Origin of the sequence: Nocardia brasiliensis, from assembly GCF_011801125.1 — a bacterium.
Lineage (GTDB): Bacteria > Actinomycetota > Actinomycetes > Mycobacteriales > Mycobacteriaceae > Nocardia > Nocardia brasiliensis_C.
In genome coordinates this window covers 7,820,919-7,845,541 of record NZ_CP046171.1, presented here as the reverse complement: position 1 = coordinate 7,845,541, position 24,623 = coordinate 7,820,919, and the positions used below count along the sequence as shown (strand labels likewise).

General features: G+C 69.7%; 20 protein-coding genes. 6 read left to right on the top strand and 14 right to left on the bottom strand.

All coding sequences use genetic code 11. The annotated features are described in order from the left end of the window. Positions 1 to 66 precede the first annotated feature (66 nt). From F5X71_RS35985 to fadD5, 6 genes are all read right to left on the bottom strand, one after another. Positions 67 to 1,797 (bottom strand): fatty acyl-AMP ligase, encoded by a 1,731-nt coding sequence (locus F5X71_RS35985; protein WP_167465990.1) that lies wholly within the window; start codon positions 1,795 to 1,797, stop codon positions 67 to 69. After that, positions 1,794 to 6,002, bottom strand: a complete 4,209-nt coding sequence (locus tag F5X71_RS35980) for a KR domain-containing protein (protein WP_167465989.1) — start codon at positions 6,000 to 6,002, stop codon at positions 1,794 to 1,796. Before F5X71_RS35980 ends, F5X71_RS35985 begins: the two co-directional genes overlap by 4 nt. Then, positions 5,999 to 6,223, bottom strand: a complete 225-nt coding sequence (locus tag F5X71_RS35975; protein ID WP_238815637.1) for an acyl carrier protein — start codon at positions 6,221 to 6,223, stop codon at positions 5,999 to 6,001. The genes F5X71_RS35980 and F5X71_RS35975 overlap by 4 nt, the downstream gene beginning before the upstream one ends. 194 nt (positions 6,224 to 6,417) lie before the next feature. Further along, on the bottom strand, positions 6,418 to 6,882 hold the full coding sequence (locus F5X71_RS35970; protein WP_167465987.1) for a hypothetical protein: 465 nt from the start codon (positions 6,880 to 6,882) through the stop codon (positions 6,418 to 6,420). 102 nt (positions 6,883 to 6,984) lie between these two features. Beyond that, entirely contained in the window at positions 6,985 to 7,590 is a 606-nt protein-coding gene (locus F5X71_RS35965) for a cysteine hydrolase (RefSeq protein WP_167465986.1), read from the bottom strand. A gap of 29 nt (positions 7,591 to 7,619) precedes the next feature. Further along, complete coding sequence (fadD5, locus tag F5X71_RS35960; RefSeq protein WP_238815636.1) at positions 7,620 to 9,233, bottom strand: fatty-acid--CoA ligase FadD5; 1,614 nt, start codon at positions 9,231 to 9,233, stop codon at positions 7,620 to 7,622. A gap of 339 nt (positions 9,234 to 9,572) precedes the next feature. Between fadD5 and F5X71_RS35955 the strand changes: the two genes are divergently transcribed. Further along, positions 9,573 to 10,550: an NAD(P)H-dependent flavin oxidoreductase gene (locus tag F5X71_RS35955; protein ID WP_167465985.1), complete on the top strand. Its 978-nt coding sequence runs from the start codon at positions 9,573 to 9,575 to the stop codon at positions 10,548 to 10,550. Positions 10,551 to 10,568: 18 nt separating this feature from the next. Here F5X71_RS35955 and F5X71_RS35950 read toward each other — a convergent pair whose 3' ends face one another. Next, the gene (locus tag F5X71_RS35950) at positions 10,569 to 12,941 is read right to left on the bottom strand and encodes a lysylphosphatidylglycerol synthase transmembrane domain-containing protein (RefSeq protein WP_167465984.1); all 2,373 of its coding nucleotides are present in this window, start codon (positions 12,939 to 12,941) and stop codon (positions 10,569 to 10,571) included. Positions 12,942 to 13,220: 279 nt separating this feature from the next. Between F5X71_RS35950 and F5X71_RS35945 the strand changes: the two genes are divergently transcribed. Both F5X71_RS35945 and F5X71_RS35940 read left to right on the top strand, forming a co-directional pair. Beyond that, the gene (locus F5X71_RS35945; RefSeq protein WP_167465983.1) at positions 13,221 to 14,165 is read left to right on the top strand and encodes a polysaccharide deacetylase family protein; all 945 of its coding nucleotides are present in this window, start codon (positions 13,221 to 13,223) and stop codon (positions 14,163 to 14,165) included. Beyond that, positions 14,141 to 14,989 carry an SDR family NAD(P)-dependent oxidoreductase gene (locus F5X71_RS35940; RefSeq protein ID WP_167465982.1) on the top strand — a complete coding sequence of 283 codons (849 nt, stop codon included), beginning with the start codon at positions 14,141 to 14,143 and terminating at the stop codon, positions 14,987 to 14,989. Before F5X71_RS35945 ends, F5X71_RS35940 begins: the two co-directional genes overlap by 25 nt. 17 nt (positions 14,990 to 15,006) lie before the next feature. Here the strand turns inward: F5X71_RS35940 and F5X71_RS35935 are convergent, their stop codons facing one another. The 4 genes from F5X71_RS35935 to F5X71_RS35920 all read right to left on the bottom strand — a co-directional run bounded on the left by F5X71_RS35935 (position 15,007) and on the right by F5X71_RS35920 (position 18,610). Beyond that, on the bottom strand, positions 15,007 to 15,783 hold the full coding sequence (locus F5X71_RS35935; protein ID WP_238815635.1) for an SDR family NAD(P)-dependent oxidoreductase: 777 nt from the start codon (positions 15,781 to 15,783) through the stop codon (positions 15,007 to 15,009). Beyond that, entirely contained in the window at positions 15,770 to 16,567 is a 798-nt protein-coding gene (locus F5X71_RS35930; protein WP_238815634.1) for a 2OG-Fe(II) oxygenase family protein, read from the bottom strand. Before F5X71_RS35930 ends, F5X71_RS35935 begins: the two co-directional genes overlap by 14 nt. 157 nt (positions 16,568 to 16,724) lie before the next feature. Further along, the gene (locus F5X71_RS35925; protein WP_167465980.1) at positions 16,725 to 17,135 is read right to left on the bottom strand and encodes a hypothetical protein; all 411 of its coding nucleotides are present in this window, start codon (positions 17,133 to 17,135) and stop codon (positions 16,725 to 16,727) included. A gap of 116 nt (positions 17,136 to 17,251) precedes the next feature. Beyond that, entirely contained in the window at positions 17,252 to 18,610 is a 1,359-nt protein-coding gene (locus F5X71_RS35920; RefSeq protein ID WP_203218247.1) for an ABC1 kinase family protein, read from the bottom strand. A 235-nt stretch (positions 18,611 to 18,845) separates the two neighbouring features. On the opposite strand from F5X71_RS35920, the gene F5X71_RS35915 reads away from it, so the two are divergent. After that, positions 18,846 to 19,622 (top strand): GntR family transcriptional regulator, encoded by a 777-nt coding sequence (locus F5X71_RS35915; protein WP_167465979.1) that lies wholly within the window; start codon positions 18,846 to 18,848, stop codon positions 19,620 to 19,622. A 77-nt stretch (positions 19,623 to 19,699) separates the two neighbouring features. After that, positions 19,700 to 21,037, top strand: a complete 1,338-nt coding sequence (locus F5X71_RS35910; protein ID WP_167465978.1) for an ABC1 kinase family protein — start codon at positions 19,700 to 19,702, stop codon at positions 21,035 to 21,037. Between the two features lie 506 nt (positions 21,038 to 21,543). Here the strand turns inward: F5X71_RS35910 and F5X71_RS35905 are convergent. After that, the gene (locus F5X71_RS35905) at positions 21,544 to 21,717 is read right to left on the bottom strand and encodes a hypothetical protein (RefSeq protein WP_167465977.1); all 174 of its coding nucleotides are present in this window, start codon (positions 21,715 to 21,717) and stop codon (positions 21,544 to 21,546) included. Between the two features lie 18 nt (positions 21,718 to 21,735). Continuing rightward, positions 21,736 to 22,332 (bottom strand): SRPBCC family protein, encoded by a 597-nt coding sequence (locus F5X71_RS35900; protein WP_167465976.1) that lies wholly within the window; start codon positions 22,330 to 22,332, stop codon positions 21,736 to 21,738. Between the two features lie 193 nt (positions 22,333 to 22,525). Here F5X71_RS35900 and F5X71_RS35895 point away from each other — a divergent pair, with 193 nt between their 5' ends. Then, positions 22,526 to 23,497, top strand: coding sequence for a DUF5996 family protein (locus tag F5X71_RS35895; protein WP_167465975.1), 972 nt, complete (start codon positions 22,526 to 22,528; stop codon positions 23,495 to 23,497). Here F5X71_RS35895 and F5X71_RS35890 read toward each other — a convergent pair whose 3' ends face one another. Beyond that, entirely contained in the window at positions 23,498 to 24,616 is a 1,119-nt protein-coding gene (locus F5X71_RS35890) for an NAD(P)H-dependent flavin oxidoreductase (protein WP_167465974.1), read from the bottom strand. Between the last annotated feature and the right edge of the window lie 7 nt (positions 24,617 to 24,623).

Sequence of the window (24,623 nt, the reverse complement as noted above, 5' to 3'; positions counted from 1 at the left end):
TAGCCATGTCCACATCTTCGCGGCCGTGGGCGCCGATCGGTGGGACCTCGCCGGTGTTGCGGCAGGTCAGATCATCGCGACGGGGTCGAGGCGGCCCGCGAGGTAGCGGGCCCTGCACTCGCCGCGCCGGAGCTTGCCGCTGGTGGTCTTGGGAATGCGACCCGGTTCGACCAGCAGCACCGCGCCGGGCAGCACCTCGTGCGCGGCCGCGACCGCCGCTCGAATGCGCCGGGCGAGCACGGTGAACTCGGCGGGTTCGACCGCGTCGACCGTGCCGAGTTCGGCGACCACCACCAGATCCTCCCGGCGACCGTCGTCGTGCCCGAACACCGTCACGTGCCCCGGCCTGACCTCCGGCGCGCACGTCTCCACCGTCGCCTCGATGTCGGGCGGATAGTGGTTGCGGCCGTCGACCACGACGACATCCTTGCGGCGTCCGGCGATATAGAGCTGATCGTCGAACCAGAAGCCCAGGTCACCGGTGCGCAGCCAACGCAGGTCGCTGCCGACCAGGGCGGCGTGGAAGGTCTCGGCGGTGGCGTCGGGCCTGCCGAAATAGCCGTCGCAGACGTTGGCGCCCGCCACCCAGATCTCACCGACTCGACCGGTGGGCAATTCGACCCGGGTGAGCGGATGCACGATGCGCACGTCCTGCCCGGCGGGCACACCGCACCCGACCAGCGCCGCGCCGACCGGTTCGTCCCCGGGCACCAGCGCGACCACCCGGCCCTCCGACAGCGCGGCCCGGTCGAAGCGCTGGGCCACCGGTTGCTCGTCCCGCGCGCAGACGGTGACCGTCAGCGTGGCCTCGGCGAGGCCGAAGCCCGGCGTGTGCGCCTGGTGCCGGAAACCGTAATCGAGGAAGGCCGTGCTGAATTCGTCGAGCGCCTCGGCGCGCACCGGCTCGGACCCGTTGAGCAGCAGATCGAGCCCGGACAGGTCGAGGCCCGCTCGCTCCTGCGGCGTCGTGCCCGAAACAGTAAGGGAAAGACCGAAATTGGGCCCGCCGGTGATGCCGGCACGATAGTCGCTGACCGCGCGCAGCCAACGGATCGGCCGCTTGACGAACTCGGCGGGCGCCATCGTGTAGCCGGGCACCCCGCAGTAGAGCGGTAGCGACAGGCCCAGGATCAGGCCCATGTCGTGGAAGAACGGTAACCAGGTCAGGATGGGTTTGTCCGGCGTTGGCGCGAGGGCGTGGCACAGCTGTTCCAGTGCGGCGGCCATATTGGCGTGGGTGACCTGGACCCCGGTCGGCGACTGCGTCGATCCTGAGGTGTATTGCAGATAAGCCGGTGTGCCGCGCACCGGGTCGATTCGGGGTTCCTCGGGTGACGCACCGCCGGATACCGGGGCGGTGACGTCCGGTGGTAGTCGCACCACCTGCCCGAGGCCGGGCCCGAGCACCGCCGGGCTGGTCACGTCGCTGTGCGAGAGCAGGGCGGCCGTGGGCCGGGCGTCGGCGAGGACCGCGTGCAAGCGTTCTCGGTTGCGCGTGCCCGCCGCCGGAAACAGCGGTACCGCAATGCGATCGCTGTACAGACAGGCGAGAAACGCGACGACGTAGTCGAGTCCGTGGCCGCAGAGGATGGTGACCCGGTCCCCCGGCGCGCTCGCGTCGCGCAGCCGCTCGGCGAGCTCGCCCGCCGCGATGTGCAAGCGGGCGTAGGTGATCGAGTTCGGCAGCCGCTCGTGCAACCGGTAGCGCAGTTCGGTGTACGCGACGGTGTCCGGCTGCGACGCGGCCCGTTCGGCGACCCGAACGGCGAGACAGTTGCGCGGCGGGCTCGCGGTCACGGGGCCTCACCGACCGGTTCCGGTGCGACCTCGTCGAGGGTGAGGAGGTAGGTGTCGCTGTAGCGCAGTACCTGCGTGAGCAGGCCCGCGCCGCGCCGGGCGGCGCCGGTGCGCGACAGCGCGGCATCGTCGCCGTCGGCCGTCGACCGGTCCCAGCCGATGCTGAGCACCCCGCGCCCGGGGCAACTCGCGGCCAGGGCGTCCATCGCCGCGTTGGCGGCCGCGTCCGCGGCGTGCCCGGCCGCGCCGAGCGCGCTGCTGGTGGCCGAGCACAGCAGGACGAAGTCCGTCGGGTCGGCGGCGGTGAGCTCGATCAGGTTGCGCGCCGCCTGCAGTTTCGGCGCGAACATCCTGGTGAGCTGGGCGATGGTGACGGCGTCGAACGCCGCGTCGGTGCCGTCGGCGGCCGCGTGCACCACGCCGCGGATGGTGGAACCGCAGGCCCGGATGTCGTTGAGCGCGTTGGCGAGATCGCCGCGATCGGCGGCGTCGCAGCGTACGACCACGATCCGATCCTCCCATCCGTCGAGCAGCGCGGGGACGGGGCGCGGCGACCTGGTGAGTACCACGACATCGCGGGCCCCGGCATCGAGCAGCCAGCGCACGGCGATCGAGCCGAGCGCGCCGAGGCCGCCGGTGACCACATAGGTTCCGCCGATGTCCACGGTGGCGGGCAGCGTGCGGCGGCGGGCATGCGCGAACCGGCGCAGGCGCAAAGTGTCCGCGGACACCCGCAACTCGGTCGGCAGGTCGGCCGCACCCGCGACGACCAGCCTGCCCAGCGTCGCCGCGTCCGCGGCATCGGCCCACACCAGCCGCACCGTCCGGGCGCACTCGTGTTGCAGTGATCGCACCAGGCCCGCGATCCCGAGCGCGGTCGCGAGTTCGCCGAGCCGCGTTGTCTCCGTAGCCGGTTCGGCCTGTGCGGGCAGCACGATCGACACGGGTCCGGGTGCCTGCGTGGCGAGCAGCTGTTGGAGCAGTAAGAGCGCACCTCCGACCGCCGCCGCGATCTCGCCGGTCGCCGTGGACTGCTCGAATTCGGCTGTGGTCGAGACGAGTTCGGCGCACACCAGCACGAATGCCGTGTGCCCACCGCGGGAATCCCGGTCGAGCGCGGACGCTACCTGCGGCAACGAGGCGTGCGGTACGCGGTCGGTCGGCGCCACAGCCTCGAGCGCGGTGGCCAGCCGGACGGCCAGTTCCGAGTCGCCGATGACCAAGGCACGCACGACAAGTGGGTCCTGGACCAGATCGGGGAGTTCGCCGGGCGCCCATGTTTCCTGCCGAAACGAGAACGGGCGCTCGACGGGCTGCGGCGTACTCGTCATGGGCGCCGCGGCATCCGGTGCCGCGAGGTGGATCCGGACGCCGGAGAGCGCCAGGCACGGAACGCCGTGCTGGTCGGTGCCGATCACGTCGCCGAGCAGCGCGGTCGCGGTCCGGGTGTGCAGGAACGCGTGCGCCTCCAACACGGTCCGGCGTGGCTCGGCGGACAGCCAGGCCGACTCGATGCCGATCGGCAGCGCGATGGCCTCGGCGGGTGCGTCCGCGTACCCGGTCGCGGCGAGCAGCTGCAGGCACCCCTCGATCGTTGTGGGGCTGTGCAATTCGGCGGCGTCGAACAGCCCGATGGCCTGCTCCGGCCCGAGCGCGATGCCGCGCAGCACGCGCAGTCGCGGTCCGTAGGCCACCCGCCTGCACCGTAGTTCGTCATAGAAGGCGGCGGGCGCGACGGCCCGCATCCGGTGTCGCCCGGCCCGGTTCGCATCGACCACCCGCATCCATGCGACGATATCCGCGGGTGTGGGGTCACCGACCGGCCGGGCCGAAGCCAGCGCTCCGCCGTCGGTGACCTCCGCCCGCAGACTCCCCTCGCCGTCGACGCCGTGGTAGCCGACGAGCGAGAGCAGCGCCGGATCGGCCGGTTCGTGCACCGCGAAGTCGGTCAGTACTGTGGTGCCAGAGCCCGCGTGCCGAAATAGGGACCACAGCCAGTAGGACGCAGGCACGGCGGGTGTTCCGTGGACCACGAGATCGTCGGCGGGCGGCGCCGATTCGGTGCCGCGCGCTGCGGGCAGCGCGCGCGACCTGCGCCAGATCCGGCGCGGCGGCGCGACGAACGGGCCCTGCGCGGACCAGTCGATCGGCCGTCCGTCCAGATGCAGCCGCGCCAGGCAGGCGAGGAACTCGCCGGCTTCGTCGGTGCTGGTCGCCACCGGGTACGCCGCGTCCCGGAAGTCGGGGTACGCCCGGACCGCGGAAAGCAGCACGGGCTGCGGGGCGATCTCCACCACCGTGGTCATGCCGTCCACCGCCGCGTGTGCCAGCGCGGCCGCAAGCTGCACGGTGCCCGAGGCGTTCTCGGCCCAGTACCGTGCGTCGGTGCTCGGCCCGGTCAGCACCGCGCCGTTGCGGACCGTCGAGTACATGGGCGTGTGCGGCGCGGCTGGACGCACCTGCGCGAGCGCGTCGAGGAAACCCGCGGGCACACTGCCGCTCTGGCCGAACGGGCTGGTGCCGGCGGTGAGCCGGCGCGCGAACATGTTGCGGCGCTTGGCCCGCCGGATCACCGTCTCGATATAGCGGGCGCTCCCGGTGACGAGCACCGAGCGCGGACCGTCCACCGCCGCGATCCGGACCTGACCGCGCAGCGGCTCGACCAGCTTCACCGCGTCGGCCTGGGAGGCGCTCAGCAATGCCGCCGCGGCACCGGTCGGCGCGGGCAATGTGCTGTGCCGCACCACGATCAGCGCGGCATCGGTGAGGGAGAGCGCGCCGCTGACCGCGGCGGCCGCGAGCTCGCCGAGCCCGTGCCCGGCGACGGCATCGGGCCGAACACCCCAGGCTGCCAGCAATTTCGCCACCGCCACCTGGAAGGTGAACAGCGCGGCCGCGACCAGCCCGCTCGCGTACGCGGCGTCGGCGCCGCCGCCCGCGGTGAGTGCGAAGCCGTGCTTCGGTGTCCAGGGGCGTGGGCCGCCCGCCGCAACGATCGCCTCGGCGGTCTCGGCCAGCGCCGCCGCGAAGATCCGGTGCCGGGCGGCGAGCGCGCGGCCCATCGAGTGATGCTGTGCGCCGCGCCCGGAGAACAGGAACAGCAGTCCGCCCGGACGCCGCAGCGAGGTCGGGCCGAACACCGCGGTGCTGGCCTCGCCGTGCGCCAGCGCCCGCAGCTGCGTCATCGCGTCGTCGTGGTCCTGCGCGAGCACCACCGCGCGTGCCCGCTCTGGGATCAATCGCGCGGTGGCCGCGGCGAACTCACGCACGAGAGCGGGTGAGCCCGGTGCATCGCCACCCGCCGCGCGTTCGAGATGCAGCGCGAAACGCTGGGCCTGCGCCCGGAGTTCGGCATTGTCCCGGCCGGTCACCGGGATCAGGACCGGCGGCTGGCAGCCTCGCGCCGTGGTCGTCGCCTCGGCACGCCGCAGCACCACGTCGGCGTAGGTGCTTCCGTCCGCGCGGACGCTCACCCGGACCAGCGCCGATTCGGCGGTCGGGTCGGGCTCGACCGCCGCATCGCGGTGGTAGACCCCGAGCACCGCCTCGACCAACGCACCGATGCTCGTGGCCGACGGTGGCGCGGCGGGCGTCTGCTGCGGCTGGCCGGCGGGGTGTCCGTTCGAACCGAAGGCCACCTCGACGATCTGCGCGTACTGCCGATTGCCGTCCTGGGCCGCGTCCGCGGTGCGCTGCAGGACGAACACCGCGCACTGCTCGGCCGTGTCGCGGGCGCCGTCCGCGGGAATGTCGTTGGGGGCGGGCGGGTTCGGCGCGACGGCACCCACGACGGCGAACGGCACCGTCGCGTCGTCGAGCAGTCGCACGGCCAGGCCGAGCGCGGTCGGGAACGACGATCGCGCGCCGTCGAGGGTCAGGCTCGGCCCGTGCAGTTCCAGCGCGGCGGAGAGCCGATCCGCGGTCCCCGCGCTCGCGCCGAACAGCACCGCCGCACCGGAACCCGGTGCCAGGTAACCGATTCCGGCATCGTCGAGCGCCTCTACGGCCACCGTCATGGCCAGGCGCTGCGGCTGGTCCACGCTCGCGCGCTCGCGCTCGGACAGGCCGAACCACGCGTGGTCGAACGGGGCCGGATCGGTGCTGACCGGTGTCCGGTCGCGCGGCGTGCGCCAGTATTCGTCGGCGCTGGTGGTACCGGAAATCCGGCAGCCGATGCCGACGATCGATACGCCCGCGGCCGTCATCGCAGCGCGAGATACTCGACCAGTCGATCGATGTCCGGGTGGTCGTAGATCGTCGCGAGCGAGACCTCGACCCCCGCGGCGTCCTCTAAAAGCGCCGTCAGCCGGGCCAGTTGGGTGGAGTTCAAGCCGAGGTCGGCGAACGGTGCGTCGGTGGCGACGGTGGTCGCGTCCACACCGAGCAGTTCGGCCACCGCCGTGACCGCCGCGGAGGTGAGCGTCACACGCCGACTGTGCACCATTGAGCTCCGATCCATTCCGATACCGCTCGACCCCCCGCTACGACGACTTCCTGCCGGGTCGTCCGGGTACCCCCGCGATTATGCCGAGATATCGCACTGCGGAACAGGGTCTTTTGCTCGACCTTCGCTCCGGACCGGATCGAGGGCGGTGCCGGGCCCGCGCGGACGGGCCGCGATCAGTTGGCGCGCAACTCGATGCGCAGGCCGTCCTTGGTGCACGCCGAGGGTGTCACGGTGTCGGGCTGGGCGGCGCACTGCCAGCCCTGCACGGTCTGTGCGTCGGTGTTGCTGACGGTCTGCGCGTACTCGGTCGCCACGTTGATGGCCTCGGTGCAGCCGACCCGGCCGACCGGCGTGCCCGCGGCGATGACGGTGCGGGTGCCTCCGCCGGCGTCGGTGACCGGCCCGCAGTTCACGTCCTCGACGGTATCCCCCGGCGCCGCGGTCGCGCTGGGGTCGGCGGCCTTGGTCGTTGCGGCGGCCGGGGTGGTGTGGGTTGCGGTGTGCTCCGGTGCGGCGGCCGCGGTCGTCGCCGAACCGGTGTGGGCGGAATGGTCGGTGTCGTCGCTGCCGCATCCGGCGGATCCGCCGATGACCGCGAGCGCGGCGGCGGCGCATACCGCGAGGTGGGTGAGTTTCACAGTGCTGGCTCCTGACTCCGAGGGCGACTACCGGGTTCCGTAGCCGCTGGGTTGCCGAGCGGGCGCGGCGGTAAACCTGATCGTGCCGAGCCGCACAGGTATTCAGCGCCGCGTGAGCAGTGCCAGCACCCGCGCCGCGCTGAGCGTACCCGCCGTGGTCAGTTCGAGGTCGGCCAGCGACGCCTCGTGCGCCGCGGGGTCGGCCGCGGCAACGCAGTCGGCCACGGGATGCACGGTGAAGCCCAGGTCGGTGGCGTGCCGTGCGGTCTGCTCCACGGTCAGGTTGGTCGCGACGCCGGTGAGGAACAGGGTGTCGATACCGCGCGCGGCACACCAATGGGGCAGCGTGCTGCCCGCCAGGCCGGACAGCTTCTGATTGTCGAACACCGCGGACGGCTGTCCCGCCATCTCCGGGATGATCTGGCTACCAGGCGAATTCGGCCGGAATTCGGTCTGCGCCGCACCGACCGAGCGCATGAACCCGGTGTTGCGCACCAGCTGCCCCTCGCCGACGGGGATGGTGAAACGGGTGAACAGCACCGGAATATCCTGTGCGGCAGCCGCTTCGTGGAATCGCACGGCGCGCTCGACGACGCCGCTCGCGGCCACCGGTCCGGCGAGCATCGGCCCGAAGAAACCCGCGGGCTCGATCACGTTCACCTGCCAGTGCAGTGCGAGGACGGCCGCACGGATACGAGGAATCGCCATCCGAACGACCGTACCTCAGCGCACCGGAATCAGGATGAATATTCCTTGCGCAGTTGCACTTTCACGACTTTGCCGCTGGCGTTGCGGGGCAGCTCCGCGACGACGACCAGATCCTTGGGGTGCTTGTAGCGCGCGAGGTTCTCGTTGAGGAACGCCGTGAGCTCGTCGAGGGTGAGCTCGTCGTCGGGGTTGTCGAGCGCGACGACCGCGACCGGCACCTCGCCCCACTTCTCGTGTGCCCGGCCGATCACCGCGGCCTCGCGAATCTTGGGGTGGCCGAAGAGCACGTTCTCCACCTCGGCGCAGTAGATGTTCTCGCCGCCGGAGATGATCATGTCCTTCTTGCGGTCGACCACCCAGATGAAGCCCTCCTCGTCCTGGCGGACCAGGTCGCCGGAGTGGAACCAGCCGCCGGCGAACGCCTCGGCCGTGGCCTCTGGCTTGTTCCAGTAGCCCTGCATGAGTGTCGGTCCGCGATAGACGATCTCGCCGATCTCGCCGGGCGCGACGTCGTTCATCTCGTCGTCGACGATGCGGGCCTGAATGGTCGGGATGGGCTTGCCGACCGAACCGAGCTTGCGCAGTGCGTCCTTGCCCTCCAGCACGCAGGTGATGGGCGACATCTCGGTCTGCCCGAACACCGCGACGTTGAACGCGTTCGGGAAGCAGTCCGCCATCGCCCGCAGCACCGAGTCCGAGGCGGGGGCGGCGCCCCAGCTGAGCGACTCCAGCGCCAGCTTGCGTTCGCGCACAGTGGGTTCGGCACAAATGGCCTGCCACTGCGCAGGCACGCAGAACGCGCCGGTCGCCTGTTCGCGTTCGACGGCGTCGAGGAATTCGGTGGCGTCGAAGGCGCCGAGCGGATGCAGCACGGTCTTCGCGCCGAGCACGAAATTGGCCGAGAGACTGCCGAGTCCGGCGATGTGGAACAGCGGCGAGGTGCAGAAGGCGATCGAATCCGGGGTGGCCGCCAGCGCCCGGATGACGGTGAACGCCTGTGCGTTCATGTTCGCGTAGGACAGGATCGCGCCCTTGGGACTGCCGGTGGTGCCCGAGGTGTACATGATCAGCGCCGGAGTGTCCTCGGGGATGTCGAGCGGGGTGTGCGGCGCCCCCTGCTCGGCGAGCACGTCCTCGAACCCGAGTACGCCGTCGGCGCTGGCGCCGCCGATCACGAAACACGTTTCCAGCGTGTCGGATCCGTCGCGTACCGCGGTGGCCAGCGGTTGCAGCAGGGTGTCGGTGACGATCGCCTTCGCGCCGCTGTCGCTGACGATGTAGGCGACCTCGGGCGGGGTGAGGCGGAAGTTGACCGGGACGGCGATCGCGCCGAGCGCGTTGATGCCGAACACCGCCTCGATGTACTCGGGATAGTTCAACGCCAGGATCAGCACCCGGTCGCCGAAGCCGACCCCGCGGCGGGCGAGCGCGTCGGCGAACTTCAGCGAGCGCTCGTGCAACTGCCGCCAGGTGGTGTCCACACCGCGGAAGCGCAGGGCGACCGCGTCGGGTCGCATCCGCGCGTGCCCGGCGACCTGGTTGTTCCAGTGATTGCGCCGCGAGCGGAGCGGCTCGTCGAGCGCGGTGCCCACCGGCCCCGCCGACTCCGCCGCCGTCGATCCCCCATGCGCACCGGTGGTCATGCCACGAACTCCTCTCGGACCGTCGGCCGCGCCCGCCGGGATGGCCGACCGCGCCGACGGCTGAACGCCAGCAGAATAGCAAGTAACTTATCGCACAGACAAGGGTTCTGTTGATGAATCGCCGTTAATCCGGTGAAAGCGCCGCCACGGCGCAGAAAGTGCAACTGAGCTGGATATTTCCTGATGAGAGGCCGATGTGGGGCCGAGGCCGGCTGCCCTCTTTAACGTGCACCAATGCGAATGACGGCTCACTTAGGAGTTGAATACGAGTGGATTCTCGTGTCACGATCGTCGCGTACGGGCGAACCGGACCGCCCGCGCGAGCCAGAGGAGAGCGCAATGCTGCGGACCAGGTTCACCGAGACCTTCGGCGTGGAACACCCGATCGTGCAGGGCGGCATGATGTGGGTCGGCCGAGCCGAACTCGTCGCGGCCGTCGCCAACGCGGGCGGGCTCGGGTTCATCACCGCCCTCACCCAGCCCACCCCGGATGATCTGCGCCGCGAGATCGCGCGGACCCGGGAGCTGACCGACAAGCCGTTCGGCGTGAACGTCACCATCCTGCCGTCGATCAACCCGCCACCGTACGCGGAGTACGTGCAGGCGATCGTGGAGAGCGGCGTCAAGATCGTCGAGACCGCGGGCAGCAACCCCGAGCCCTTCCTGCCCTACTACAAGGACGCGGGCATCAAGGTGCTGCACAAGTGCACCAGCGTGCGGCACGCGCTCAAGGCGCAGCGGATCGGCGTCGACGGCGTCAGTATCGACGGTTTCGAATGCGCCGGCCACCCCGGTGAGGACGACGTCCCCGGTCTGATCCTGATCCCGGCCGCCGCCCGGGTGCTCGACATCCCGATGATCGCCTCGGGCGGTTTCGCCGATGCCAGCGGTCTCGTCGCCGCGCTCGCGCTCGGCGCCGACGGCATCAACATGGGCACCCGCTTCCTGTGCACCCAGGAATCCGCCGTGCACCAGAAGGTCAAGGAACAGATCGTCGCGCACACCGAGCGCGACACCCAGCTGATCTTCCGCACCATGCACAACACCGCCCGCGTCGCGGACAACGAGATCAGCCGCAAGGTGGTCGAGATCGAAAAGGCGGGCGGCACGTTCGACGACGTCCGCGATCTGGTCGCGGGCGCGCGCGGTCGCCGGGTCTTCGAAGAGGGCGACCTGGACGCGGGCATCTGGAGTGCCGGACAGGTGCAGGGCCTGATCAACGACATCCCCACCTGCGCCGAGCTCATCACCCGGATCGTCACCGAGGCCGAAGGGCTGATCACCGCCCGGCTCGCCGAGACCGTCGTGCGCGCTTGAGTTCTCGCCGCCGCGGCGTCAGAGCATGTCTTTCGCGGTCATCCAGCGCATGGTGAACCAGCCGCAGAGCACCGGCAGCCAGCAGGTCAGCACCCGGTAGAGCAGGACCGACGGGACCGCGACCTCCAGCGGCACATCGAAGGTGCCGAGACCGCCGATGAGCGCGGCCTCGACCGCGCCGACCCCGCCCGGGGTCGGCGCGGCGGAGGCGAGGGTGCCGCCGATCATCGTGACGATGGTGACGGTGACGAAGGTGGTGCCGCCGCCGAAGGCCTCCACGCTGGCCCACAGCGCGCCCGCCATGCCGAGCGTGATCGCGGCACAGCCGAGGATGATCACCGAGAAGCGCTTGGGATCGCGCGCCAGTTCGGCGAGTTCGCCGAGCACCTCCTGCAATTGCGGGCGCACCGAATTGTTCAGCCAGCGCCGCAATTGCGGCACGAACATGAACGTGCCGATGATGCCGACGCCGACACCGGCGATCAGGTACAGCACCGTGGCGTCCGGTACGAAGTGCGACAGGTCCGCCGACGTGCCCGCCGCGATGCTGAACACCACCAGCAGGCTCACGTGCGTGATCACCTGCACCGCCTGCTGCAGCGCCACCGCTGCGGTGGCGCGCACCGCGCCGACTCCGCCCTTGGTCAGAAAGCGCACACTGAGCGCGAGCCCGCCGACCCTGGCCGGCGTGGTGGTCGCGGCGAAGGTGTTGGCGATCTGCATGATCACCAGGTTCCGGAAGCTCACCGCGCCCGAGGCACAGGCCCACAGTGCCGCGGCCGCACCGACATACGTCAGGCACGATACGGCGAGCCCGAGCAGCGCCCACCACCAGTTGGCGGTCTTCAGCTGGGTGAAGAAGGTCGGTACCGCGCTGATGAACGGATAAGCGACGTACACCAGTCCGATCAACAGCACCAGCTGGATGATCTGATTGCGGGTGAACCTGGTGATCTGCTCGGCCTCGATCCGGTCCTGTCCGGTCTGCTTGCGCACCTCCTCGCGCGCGGCCGACAGCGCGTCCTTCCAGTCCGGCACCGACTTTCGCAGCCCGGCGGGCATCGCCGACTTGGTGAGCCTGCTCGCCGCCGTGAGCACCGACTGCCTGCCGAGCGAGTCCAGCGCGGTGCGTACCGCGGCTTCCTTGCCGAAGAGCGCGGTGGTCGACACCAGCAGCTGGGCGATATCGGACTGCTGCTGTTTGGCCGATGCGCCGAATTCGGAGCTGGAGAATCCGCCGAAGAGGGTGGTGCCGTCCTGGATTCGGATCTCGGTCGGCCGCAGGTCGCCGTGCGCGATCTGGCCGCGGTGCAGCGCGTCGAGGCCCTTCCACACGCCGGGCAGCTGCTCGGCGGACAGCTCGGTGATCGGCTCGCCCTTGGGCACGGTGTGCGCGTGCAGCATCCAGCCGCGGTCCAGGGCCGCGACGGCGACCGGTGTGCTGCTGGCCAATCCGAGTTCGTCGACCGCGATCGCCAGCAGCGCGCGATGCTCGACGGCGCGATGCATGGAGCCGTGCATCGCCGCGGTTTCGCTGGCCCGGAAGGTGAGCCAGCGCCAGAGTTGGCGCAGCGCGCCGAAGCTGCGCTGGTTCTTGCCGTACATCTCGACGACGAGTTCGCGTTCGGGCCCGTCGATCGCGGCGGCAAGCACCAGTGGGCCGCGCCCGGCCGGATGCACCACGGTGAATCCGGTGACGGTGTGCCCGCGCCCGGCCAGCACCCGCACCGCGGCGTCGAGTGGCACCTCCAGCGCCGGTGTGCCGACCACGAGCACGATGACCGCGCCGACCAGCCAGCCGACCGCGAGCCCGAACATCGCGCGGGCCGGCACGACCGTGCTGACCACCAGGTGAATCGGCGCGAACGCGAGCAGCAGGAACCACAGGTACCGGCGCGGGCGGTTGGGCAACCACGGGCTCGACACCGTCAGCACGGCCGCGAGCATCGCGATCCAGCGCGGGTCGTCGAGGAACTGGGAGAGGAAGGTGTCGAGCCGATCGGGCACCTGCAGATGCCATTTCGGCGCCGAGAGGCCGGTGCCGGTGATCGACAGCAGCAGCCCGGCGGTCAGGCCCGCCGCGGCGTAACCGGCCAGCAGCTTCCACTGCCTGCCGATGATCAACTCGATCAGGATGGCGAAGGGCAGCGCCAGAATGGCCGTGCCGTAGACGAGATAGACCAGGTTGGATTGGTCGGGGTTGAGGAAGCCGACGATATTGGAGACCGAGCGTTCCAGCGCGAGCCATTCCGGGCGGGTGATCACCGAGGCCGCGACGACGATCGCCACCCACAGCGCCGCGAGCACAACCCGGATGATGTCGCTGGTCCGCCGGACCATCGGCTGTAGCAGGTTGCCGGTGACCGGGATTTCCCGCCCGTCCACTCGCATGTGCTGGTCCGCCTCTCCGCGGCTCGTCCGCCTCTCCGTGCCTCAACGTACCGTCGTGGGCCTGCGGATCACGGCATCGCCGAGCGCCCGTGCCTTCCGGCGAGTTGCCGCAACGCCCGGCCCTTCGGCTGCCGAGTCCGCCGGGCAAATGTACACACCGGGGCGGTGTCGTCCGGGCAGGCGAAACCGTTCGCGGGCGGCGTAGCGCCCGGATTGTGCCCGATGTCACCTTCGCCGGGGTTGAACCTGACATTAGTGTCAGGTTCGACAATCGACGGCATGGACAACGACCTGTACGACTACAGCCCGATCGTCGACCGCGCGCCCATCCAGTGGCCCGGCGGCGCGCGCGTCGCCTTCTACGTCGGCCTCAATGTCGAGCACTACCAGGTGGATCGGCCCGCCACCAGCATCTTTCCCGGCACCGCCGACCTGACGCCGGATCCGTTGAACTACGGCTGGCGTGACTACGGGCCGCGGGTGGGCTTCTGGCGGGTCGCCGAGACGCTCGACCGGCACCGGGTCCGGGCCAGTGCGCTGCTCAATTCCGATGTGGTGCACCGCTATCCGCAGCTCATCCAGGCGGGCCTGGATCGTGACTGGGCCTGGCTGGCCCACGGTAAGAACAACTCGATCTTCCAGACCGAGCTGACCGTCGATGCCGAGCGTGCCTACCTCACCGAGGTGGTCGAGACCATCGAACGCGGCACCGGTCACCGCCCGCGCGGCTGGATGGGGCCCGCGCTCACCGAAACCTTTCACACGCCGGCGCTGCTCGCGGAGCTCGGGCTGAACTACGTGCTGGACTGGACCAACGACGATCAGCCCTATCCTTTGCATGTCCCCGGCATGCTCAGCGTCCCCTATACCGTTGAGCTGAACGACAACTCGCTGTTCCTGGCCAAGGGCACCAGCGGCCCCGACTTCGTGCGGATCGTCACCGACCAGCTCGATCAGCTCTACGCCGAGTCCGCCGACAGCGGCCGGGTGCTGGCGCTGGCGCTGCATCCCTTCGTCATCGGTCAGGCCTTCCGGACCAAGTATCTGGACCAGGCGCTCGAGTACGTGGTCAACCATCCCGGCGTGTGGACGACCACCAGCGACGAGATCGCCGCGCACTATTCGAGCGCGGCGGCCATTGCCGAATTCCGCCAGGATGATGACGATCAGTCGGACAACCGAGGCCCAGGGAGGCAGCAATGGTGGAAGCAGGCCAAGATCTAACCGGCAGGACCGTCGTGGTGACCGGCGCGAGCTCCGGGATCGGCGCCGCGGCGGCGGCCCGGCTGGCGGCCCGCGGCGCCACCGTCGCGGTCGTCGGACGTTCCCCGGAACGCACGGCCGAGGTGGCGCGCGAGGCGGGCGCCGAGCCGTTCCTCGCCGACTTCGCCCGCCTCGACGAGGTGCGCAAACTGGCCGACCAGCTGCTCGACCGGTACCCGCGGATCGACGTGCTGGCCAACAACGCCGGCGGCGCGTGGCCGAAGCGGACCGCGACCGTCGACGGCAACGAGCTCACCTTCCAGGTCAACCATCTCGCACCGTTCCTGTTGACCAGCCTGCTGCTCGACCGGTTGGTGCAGTCCTCGGCCAGGGTGATCAACACTTCCAGCACGACCTACCGGATGGCCCGGCTCGACCTCGATACGGTCAACGCCACCGCGGGCTCGTTCAACCAGATGGGCGCCTACGCCGCGTCCAAGCTGGCCAATCTGCTGTTCACCCGGGAACTCGCGCGGCGCACCGAGGGCACCGGCCTGCGCACCGCCGCGTTCCACCCCGGCGCGGTTGCCACCCACGTCTACGACAACGCCCCGTTCGGCCTCGGTGCGCTGATCCGCTCGCCGCTGTCGCGGCCGTTCTTCATTCGGTCGGAGCAGGGCGCGCAGCCGTTGGAGCGCTTGGCCACCACCACCGAATTCACCAGCGGCGACTATTACCACCGGTTCAAGCTGGAACGGCCGCGCAACAAGCAGGCGGTGGATCCCGCACTCGCCCAGCGGCTCTGGGAGCTGTCCGAGCGCGTAACCGGGGTCGCGCCGAACTGAGCAGGGCTAGGTTCTGTCTAGGCGTCGGTGAGCTTGGCGTGGCGGCCCGGCTCCGCCTCGCCCGGCTCGGTGCCGAGACCGACGCCGAACACACCGCCGGTGAGCGTGGCGCTCTGGTCGAGCTCGACGATCGCCCGTGCCACCTGCTCGGTCGGTACCAGTGCCGGAAAGGTCGTCGGCGCAATGGCATTCGCGCGCACGCCGAACTCGGCGAACTCGGCCGCGATATTGCGGGTGAGCTGGTTCAGTGCCGCCTTCGACGCGGAATACAGCGTCTGCCCGGGATAGACCTCGGAACCGGAGATGCTCGACACGTTGACGATGTTGCGGTTGCGCGCGCGGTTTCGCGGTCCCGCGTGCATCCATGCCTGCTGCCCGAGCCGGGCGCACAGCCGAAGCGGCACAGCGACATTCAGGGTGAAGTGCGGATCGAACTGCTCGAGCGCCGCCTCGCCGTCGACGATGCCGCGCGGCTGCAGTTGGACGTGGGCGGCATTGTTGACCAGTAGATCCACATTGCCGTAGCGCGCCAGCGCGAGCTCGACCACCCGCTCGACCTCGCCCGGTTTGGTGAGGTCGGCGCGGACCACGAAGATGCGCGAGTCGTTTTCCGGCAGCGGCTTTTCCGGCTCCAGCGGATCGACGAACCACTCCAGCTGCGACGGCGCCGCCGGGGTGCGGGTGTGGCAGACCGCGACGATGTCGTACTGGGTGTAATAGGAGCGGCAGAACATCTCGCCCAGCGTGCCGCTGGCACCCGTGAGCAGACAGACCCTGCGGTCACCAGTAGACAATGTTGTCTCCTCCCCAACGCTGCACCGCGTCTTCCTTGGGCCGGTGCACCCACATGACCACGCTGCTGCGATCCCTGGTGTTGTTGCCGGCGAAGGTGTGCCAGGTACGCGGGGTGACCTCGAACAGGATCAGCGAATTGTCCAGTGGCGGAATCAAAGTCAGGTTCGGCATGGTCTCGCCCTCGGCGAGGTTGTCATACAGCGCGGTCTCGCCGCCGTCGCCGGGCTGCCAGTCCGGGTTGCCGAAGTAGTACAGCACGGCCACCGCGCGCACGTTCGCCCGCGCGGTCACACCCGACGGACGCGCGCCGGTCTTGGTATCGACCCCGTCGCCGGGCAGCCGCACCTCGGACGGGCCGGGCGGGTCGCCGGGGAACCACGCGGGATTGAGGTCGTTGTGCGGCCAGCCGTACGGCGCGCCCGGCGCGTGGTGATGCACCGAGCCCTCGACGTCGCCGGTCGCGGTGGTGACGCCGGCGACCCCGGCGACCAGGTCGTGCCACTCCCGGGAGGTGAACACCCCGAACGGGCCGTCGCGCAGTTCGGCGAGGCCGAGCCCGTCCGCGCTGTAGTTGGTGGCGACCCGGCCGAACCGATCCGCCTCGTCGCGCCGGACGCGCGCGAACTCCTCGGTGAGCCGCTGATAGAACTCCGGCACGAACACGTCCCTGGCATAGACGTGCGGGAACGGCTGTGTGCGGCGAATCCAGCGCCGATGGGCGAACAGTTCCGCGAACCACTGCGGCGCCGCGGGGGCCGCCGCCAAAACCGACTCCGTAGTCACCAGCACTTCCCTCCCGAACGAACCTCTGGCGATCATATGCCCGGTTCCGGGCACCGCCGCCGGGTGTTCGTTTTGTACGGCGCAGGGGCGGTGGGTGTCGGCACGGTCCGGTTTCCGGCAACCCCTCGTGTCCCGGAGGCCGCGACCGTGCGCGCGGTTACGCGCTGACCGGCATGGGTTCGCTTGGCCGCGGCGGTACCGCGGTCAGCCGCGCGGCGGGCCGTGCTCCGGCGAGCCTGGAGGCGAGGAAGGCCAGATAGGCGATGAAGCCGACCGACCCGATCGGCCTGCTGCGCCGGAAGGTGATCGCCAGGCCGAGCACCATCTCGGTGAGACCGTTGCGATAGGTCCAGCGCCGGGTCGCGCGCGGGAAGGCCCGCGCGGTCAGCGGGTCGAAGGCGCGCGGCGCGGTGAAGTGGGCCGCACCGGTGCCCGCGAGACCGAGCCCGAAGGCACGCGCACGCGCGCTGTCCGGGGGCCGCGGGGTGAGCACGACCGGTCGCGGTGTGGCGGTGCCCGCCGCGCGCGCCCTGCGTGCGTTGCGACGGCCGAAAATCCTGGTGCGCATGCTCCTCCTCGGGTACGGACGCTCAGCCTGCGGATGGATTCGGCGAGTGCCGCTACCGAGACTAACACTGTCTCAGACGCAAGGGCCAGTACGGTGCGGACCACGGAACGCGATGGTCAGCCCACCGACATCTGGCGATCCTCCGCTTCGGCGCGGCGCTTGCGTACGGCGGCCAGATCCACCGGCCGGTTCGGATCGGGCGGCTCGATGGACTCGAGTGCCTCGGCGAGCATCGGCAACCAGCGCAGAATCTCGTCGCGGAACGGGCCCTCGGTCTCCAGCTGGCTCAACACTCCGACGAGGGTGAGCATCGAGCGGGCGAACGGGGTGAAATAGGCGGGCATGGTCATTTCCCGCACGACGTTGCTCAGTCGCGGGTTCGTGGTGCGCAGCACCTGCTTGCGCAGCCATGGTGTGGTCATGCGGTAGGTCGAGTGCTTGAGCGGTTCGCTGCACGGCGCGACCGCCTTGAACAGCGCCTCGCTGTCGAAGCTGCGGCCTGCGGCGACGAAGCCGTGGCGGCGGGTCGCCGCCTCCAACTCCCCTGGGCCGCCGTTGGCGAAGGCCTTGAAGTAGTCGATGGTGAGTTCTTCGAAACCCTCCGGTGGCCAGGCGCAGCAGGCGCCGAAATCGACGACGCCGAGCCTGCCGTCCGGCAGCACCCGGAAATTGCCGGGGTGTGGGTCGGCGTAGAGCAGCCCGTGGCGCCCCCAGCCGGAGGTCACGAAACGCAACATCAGCATGCCGACTCGGTCGCGTTCGGCCTGGGTGCCGGTGGCCACGACCTTGGTCACCGGGGTGCCTTCGATCCACTCGGTGATCAGTACGTCGCCGCGCTGGGCGACCACCCGCGGCACGGAGAAGTCCGGGTCGTCGGCGTAGGCGGCGGCGAAGGCGCGCTGATATTCGGCCTCGGCCGCGTAGTCGAGTTCCTCGCGCACGCAGTCGCAGATCGCCTCGGTGACGGCCTTGACGTCGGCGCCGGGCAGAAAGACGGTGGCCAGCAGCGAGATCCGGCGCAGCTGCTCGAGGTCGCCCTCCACGGCCTGCCTGCCGCCGGGGTACATCACCTTGACCGCGACCTGCCTGCCGTCGTGCCAGACCGCGCGGTGCACCTGACCGAGCGAGGCGGCGGCCGCGCGGCGATCGTCGAACTCCTGGAAGTGCCACCGCCAGTTCTCGCCCATGCTCGCCGCGATGGCCGCGTGCACGGTCTTCGGCAGCATCGCGGGCGCCGAATCCTGCAGCTGGCTCAGTGCGATCCGATACGGCTCGGCGATCTCCGGCGGCAGGGCAAGTTCATAGATGGCGAGCAGCTGGCCGAGTTTCGCGGCGCAGCCCTTGAGCTCCCCGAGCACCTCGAACATGTGTTGCGCGGTACGCAATTGGATGTCTCGATTGACTTCTTCGGCCGATCTGCCGAGGGCGCGCCGCCCGACGCCCGCGGCCTGCCGACCGGCGAAGGCTACCGGCAATGCGGCGAGCTTGGCATTGCGAATAGCCGTGCGAACTGGTGGTTTACCGTCGGACCTTGCTGTGAACAGGCGTGTACGCCGTTCCGTGGAACTCATGTCAGAACTGTCGCCGCTGCGCCGGATTGCCATGACTCACCTCACACTGTGCGCCGACCAGTGTCGCATACGTGCAGTCTGGCACAGTAGGCCTTAGACTGTCTGGGACGTATTCGAACGTAGTCGAAAGGTGACTTCGATGGGAGCCCAGACGGTAGTCGCGGACGTTGCCGATGAGTTGGCACGCCGGGTTGCCGCGGGGGAGTATCAGCCGGGGGAGCTCATGCCGTCGGTGCGGCAGGTGGCCGAGGAATTCGACATGAATCGGGCGACCGCGCAACTGACGCTGGGGCGGCTGGAGTCGAACGGCTTCGTCGAGGCGCGCCGTGGCAAGGGTTTCACCATCCGCGACGTCCGCGAGGTGGGCGGGGTGGATGTGTACCGGCAGTTGTTCCGTTTTTCGGTGTCCATGCCCGATGTCGCGAGCGAGATGTTCCGCGACATCGTCGAGGTCGAGCGCGGCATCGTGATGGACACGCTGCTGGCCTACACCGGCAGCGCCCAGGAGATCGATCCGGCGCTGCTGAAGGCCGAGATCGACAAGCTGGAGACGCTGGCCCGCCAGGACACGCCGGATCTGCGCGAGATCCTCGCGATCGAGGTCGCGCTGGTGCGCAGGCTGCTCACCGCGCTCGGGCTGTCCATGCAGCGGGCGATCCTGAACTCGATCGGCGAGATGGTGCTCGAGGTGCCCGAGGCGGTCGAGGCCTTCTTCGCGGGCGCGCCGGATCTGCATGTGCTGGTCTGGCGGGCGCTCGCGGCCGTGTGGGACTCGGGGTCCGGACCGTCCGACGCGCAGGTCGCGTTGTTCGAGGACCTGTTCGGCATGTACCACGAGCGCGTGGTGCTGCGCTTCGATGAACTGGTCGGTGTGTCCGACGCGGAAGCCGGCGAAGGTCACGCGGCGACAGCCTGAAATCCCCTCGTTTCCCGTGATTGACCCTCTGTCTCAGACAGAATAGGGTGAAGATCACGCAGCGAAGCGAGGTATCCATGGCAGGCAAACGGCGTACGGGGCTGGCACGGTCGGCGAAATTGGCCAGGCTGCCCATGAGCATCATGGCCCGCCGGGTCACCGCGACCGGCCGCGCCATGATGACCGGCGCATCCCGTGGTGAGCTGGACGAGGAGCTCATCGACAAGGCCGCCGATCAGGTCTTCGCGGTGCTCGGCGAGCTCAAGGGCGGGGCGATGAAGCTCGGCCAGGCGCTGAGCGTGGCCGAGGCCAGCATCCCGCCCCGCTTCGCCGATCGCTACCGCGAGGCGCTCACCCGCCTGCAATCGCAAGCCCCGCCGATGCCGACCGCCTCGGTGCATCGCATGCTCGCCGAGCAGCTCGGCACCCGCTGGCGGGAGCGCTTCACCAGCTTCGACGACCAGCCGGTCGCGGCGGCCAGCATCGGGCAGGTGCACCGCGCGGTGTGGGGCGACGGGCGCACGGTCGCGGTCAAGGTCCAGTACCCGGGCGCGGACGCCGCGCTGCTGTCGGACCTCAAGATGCTCCAGATGTTCTCCGGCGCTTTCGGTCTCGTGATGCCGGGCGCGGACACCAAGGCGTTGATCGCGGAGTTCATCGACCGCACCGCCGACGAGCTCGACTACCGGATCGAGGCGGACCATCAGCGCCGCTTCGCCAAGGTGTTCGCCGACGATCCGGACTTCCAGGTGCCGCGGGTGATCGCGAGCGCCCCGAAAGTGCTTGTCTCCGAGTGGCTGCAGGCTACCCCGCTGTCCCGGATCATCGCCGACGGCAGCAAGGCGCAGCGCGATCGCGCCGGCGCGCTGCTGGTCGAGTTCTCCCTCTCCGCACCCGTGCGGGTCGGCTACCTGCACTGCGATCCGCACCCCGGCAACTTCCAGCTGCTCGACGACGGCCGCCTCGGCGTCATCGATTTCGGCGCGGCCGTCGCGCTGCCCACGGGCATTCCCGCGGTGATCGGCGAGCTGGCTCGCTGCGCGGTGCGGCAGGACTACGACCAGCTGGTGGTACTCATGCGGGACAACGGATTCGTGCGCCCCGGCCACGAGCTCGAGCTCGGCCCGATCGAACGGTTGGTCGCGCCGATCGTCGCTCAGATCAACGGCGACAGTGTGCACATCAGCCGGGAACTGTTGCAGGGGCACACCGCCCGTGCCCTCGACATGAAAAACGTCTCGCTGACCAACACCCGAGCCGTGAAGGCGCCCACCGAGATCCCCGAACTCGCCATGCTCGGTCGGGTCTTCGCCGGCGTGGTGGGGGTCTGCGCGCAACTCGATGCCGAGGGGCCGTTTCTGGAACTGGTCGCGCGGTGGCTACCCGGTTTCGCCGCGGACGGCGCGGCGGCCTGACCGGATCCGTCCGGGGGTACCCACTTTTTCGGCGTCCGGCGACGGTTCCCCCGGCCTTCGCGTATTTTGTCTCAGACAAAAGAGCAACTCCGCGACGCGGTGCGTCGAGCCGCGCTGGTCGCGGGTGGGTTTCACGCTGGGGTCGGTTCCGCATTCATTGATGCCCGCAGCATGTTTCGCGCCGTGTCAACGACCAGGCGCGACTCGAATGATTGGTGGCCAACGGCTTTCATCCCACTGGATATGCCGTGCTTCGCGCTGCCACCGCCCAGGTGGGTGCGACGATGGCCGTTGCGAGCGCGGCTCGCGTGCGCGAGACATATTGATGGCACGGTGGATATGCCGAGCTGCGCACTCGGCGCACACGGCCGCGAGACGGCGGCAGCAGCCGCGGTACGGCGGCACCGACGCGGCGACCACTGCGGATCTCTGCGGCTCAGACAGTGTCGAGCACCGGGCGTGCACCGTTATTCGTGCGTCGGCGCGTGGACAGTCGGTCGCCGGGCTCAGCGATTGCCGACGGTGACCGCGGCGAGCACCAGTGCCGCCACGATCAACGCCGCAAGTACCGCCAGGATCAACAGGTTTCGGCCGGAGGGGGCGTCCGCGCGCACCAGGTTCGGGCATTCGATCGATGGGTGTGCCGCATCGGCACAGCGACGATTGGCGCACGGGTACATGCCGAACCTCCGGAAGAATCAGATCCGAGTGCTTAGTCCACGCAGGCTCCAGCGTGCCACCGGCCGGGCCAGCGGAACGAAGAGTTGCAGCGGCAACAGCGCGCCGAAGCGCGGCTGCACCGCGAGCGTCCACGTGAGAGTCGTGTCACCGGAACCGTTTCCGTCGAGTTCGTATTCCTCGGTGATCGACTTCATGACAAACGGTACCGAGGACTTGGTCGCGGTCAACGCGAGCCTATGGCCTTCCTCCCTGGCGATCACCTGCTCCTCCCCCGCGACCAGCAGACCGTCGAAGATCCGGGTGGTGCCGACGCCGCGGTTTTCGTCGCGATAGCGCATGCCGTTGATCAGCGGCAGCCAGGAGAACAGGCCGTTGGTGTCCAGTGCCGCCCACACCCGTTCCCGTGGCGCGGCGAAAGTCTGCGTCGCGGTGACGACGAAGGCGGCCTTGTCATCGACGAAGCCGCGCAGCGCTTTTGCGGGCACCGGCTTGATCGGTGTGCCGCCGCCTGCGAGCAATGCCTTGGCCCATCGGCGGGACACGAACAGCGCGACGAGTCCGGCGAGCGCGCCGACGGCGAGCAAGATGGCGGCGATGGTCAGAAGCTTTGTCATCCGGTCACTCCCAGTGCTGTGCTGGCGACGCGGGCAGGCCGCCAGGCGCGATCCCGTGCACGCTGCGGTGTCGAGCGCGCCCGAGGAAGTGTACATTGTCTCAGACAGTTGAGGGCCTTGGTGTGGTGGCCGGACCGGCTCGGCCGGTATCGAAGCCGCCGATAGTTACTCGTACTGGCGTACCGTTTTTCTCATGACCGTCGCATTCGAGCCGCTGCCCGCGATCCCGCTGGAATCCTGGCGGCCGACCAAGGAGACCCTGCACCGGTTCGCCCAGATCGTCGGCAAAGTGGCGCTGGCCAAGGGCATCCGGCGCAACCACTGGTGGCATATGACCTATCGGCTCACCGCGCGCGGCTGGACCACCGTCCCACTCGGGTCCGCGCGCTCCGGGCCGGTGTTCACCTGCTCGTTCGACTTCTTCGACCACGTGCTGCGGATCGCGACGGATCAGGGCGCCGAGGCCGAGATCGATCTGGTCGACCAGTCTGTTGCCACCTTCTACGGCGCGGTGTGCAACGGCCTGCGCGACCTGGACGTGGACTTCATCATGGCCAACCCGTACCCGTTCGACCTGCCGGACGCGCGACGGCCGTTCGAGGACGACGACGAGCACCGCCACTACGACCCCGACAAGGTCGCCCACGCGTTCCGGGTGCAGAGCCAGGTGGGCCGGGTGCTGGAGGAGTTCAGCGCCACCTACTCGGGCAAGATCAGCCCGGTGCAGCTGTTCTGGCACACCTTCGACATCGCCGTGCAGCGGTTCTCGCCGCGCCATGTCGAATTGCCCGACTCGGTGGATTCGGTGACCCGCGAGGCGTATTCCCGCGAGGTGATCAGCTCCGGGTTCTGGTTCGGCGACGACAAGGTTCCCGAGCCGACCTTCTACAGCTACACCGCGCCCGAACCCGCGGGGCTGGCCGAGCGGCCGCTGACCCCGAACGGCGCCCGCTGGGTCACCTCCGGCGCGGGCCACTCGGCCTACTACGCCTACGAGGAAGCCCGCGCGAGCGCCGATCCGGTCGGTGCCGCCCTCGAGTTCTTTCAGTCGGTCTACGCCAACGGTGCGGAACTGGCCGGGTGGGACGCCGACCAGCTCACCTGCTGGGGCGGCATCACCGACCCGGTGCTGCGCGAGAAGGGCTGGCCGGAATGGCCGCGGTGATCAGCCGTTGAGTTTGTTGAGGCGGTCGCACGCCTCGACGTACTCCTCGATCAGCCGGCCGACCACGTCGGCGGAGCGCTCCACCCGCTTCATCATGCCGACCACCTGGCCGACCGGATTGAAGTTCACGTCCTTCGCGGCCTCCGGGTACCGGTGCCCGCGCTTGACGCCGTCCAGCGCCACCATCATCTGCAGCGGCATGGGCAGCGGGTCGGGGGTGTCGGCCTGTTCCCAGGCGTCGGTCCAGTCGTTGCGCAGCATGCGGCACGGCTTGCCGGTCCACGACCGGGACCGCACGGTGTCGTGGCTGGTGGCGTCGATGTAGGTCTGCATCTGCGCGGGCGGCACGTTGGCCTCCTCGACGGTGAGCCAGAGCGAGCCGGTCCAGGCGCCCGCGGCGCCCATCGCCATGGCGGCCGCGACCTGACGGCCGTTGCCGATCCCGCCCGCGGCCAGCACCGGCAGATCGCCGACGGCATCGATCACCTGCGGCCACAACACCAGTGACGAGATCTCGCCGCAGTGCCCGCCGCCCTCGGTGCCCTGGCAGACCACGAAGTCCAGGCCCGCGTTCTTGTGGTTGAGCGCGTGCTTCACCGAGCCGCAGAGCGCCCCGATCAGCCGGCCCGAGTCCTGCACCTGCTTGATCACGTCGTCGGGCGGCGTGCCGAGCGCGTTGGCGACCAGCTTGGCCTTCGGATGCCGCAGGATCACCGCCACCTGCGGCGCCGCGGTGGTCGCGGTCCAGCCGAGCAGCTGGTTGTGCCGTTCGCCGTCGGGCAACTGCGGCACGCCGTGGTCGGCCAGGATCTTCTCGGCGAAGTCGCGATGGCCGTTGGGCACCAGCTCGGCGAGCTTGGCCTCGAGCTCCTCGGGGGTGAGGCCGTCGATGCCCTTGCCCTCGTATTTGCTCGGGATGACCAGATCGACGCCGTACACGCCGTGCACGTGCTCGTCGAGCCAGGCCAGCTCGACCTCCAGTTCCTCGGCGGTGAAGCCGACCGCACCGAGCACGCCGAGCCCGCCGGCATTGCTGACCGCGGCCGCCACGTCGCGGCAATGGGTGAACGCGAAGATCGGGAATTCGATCCCGAGCCGCTCGCAGATTTCGGTACGCATGGCGTGC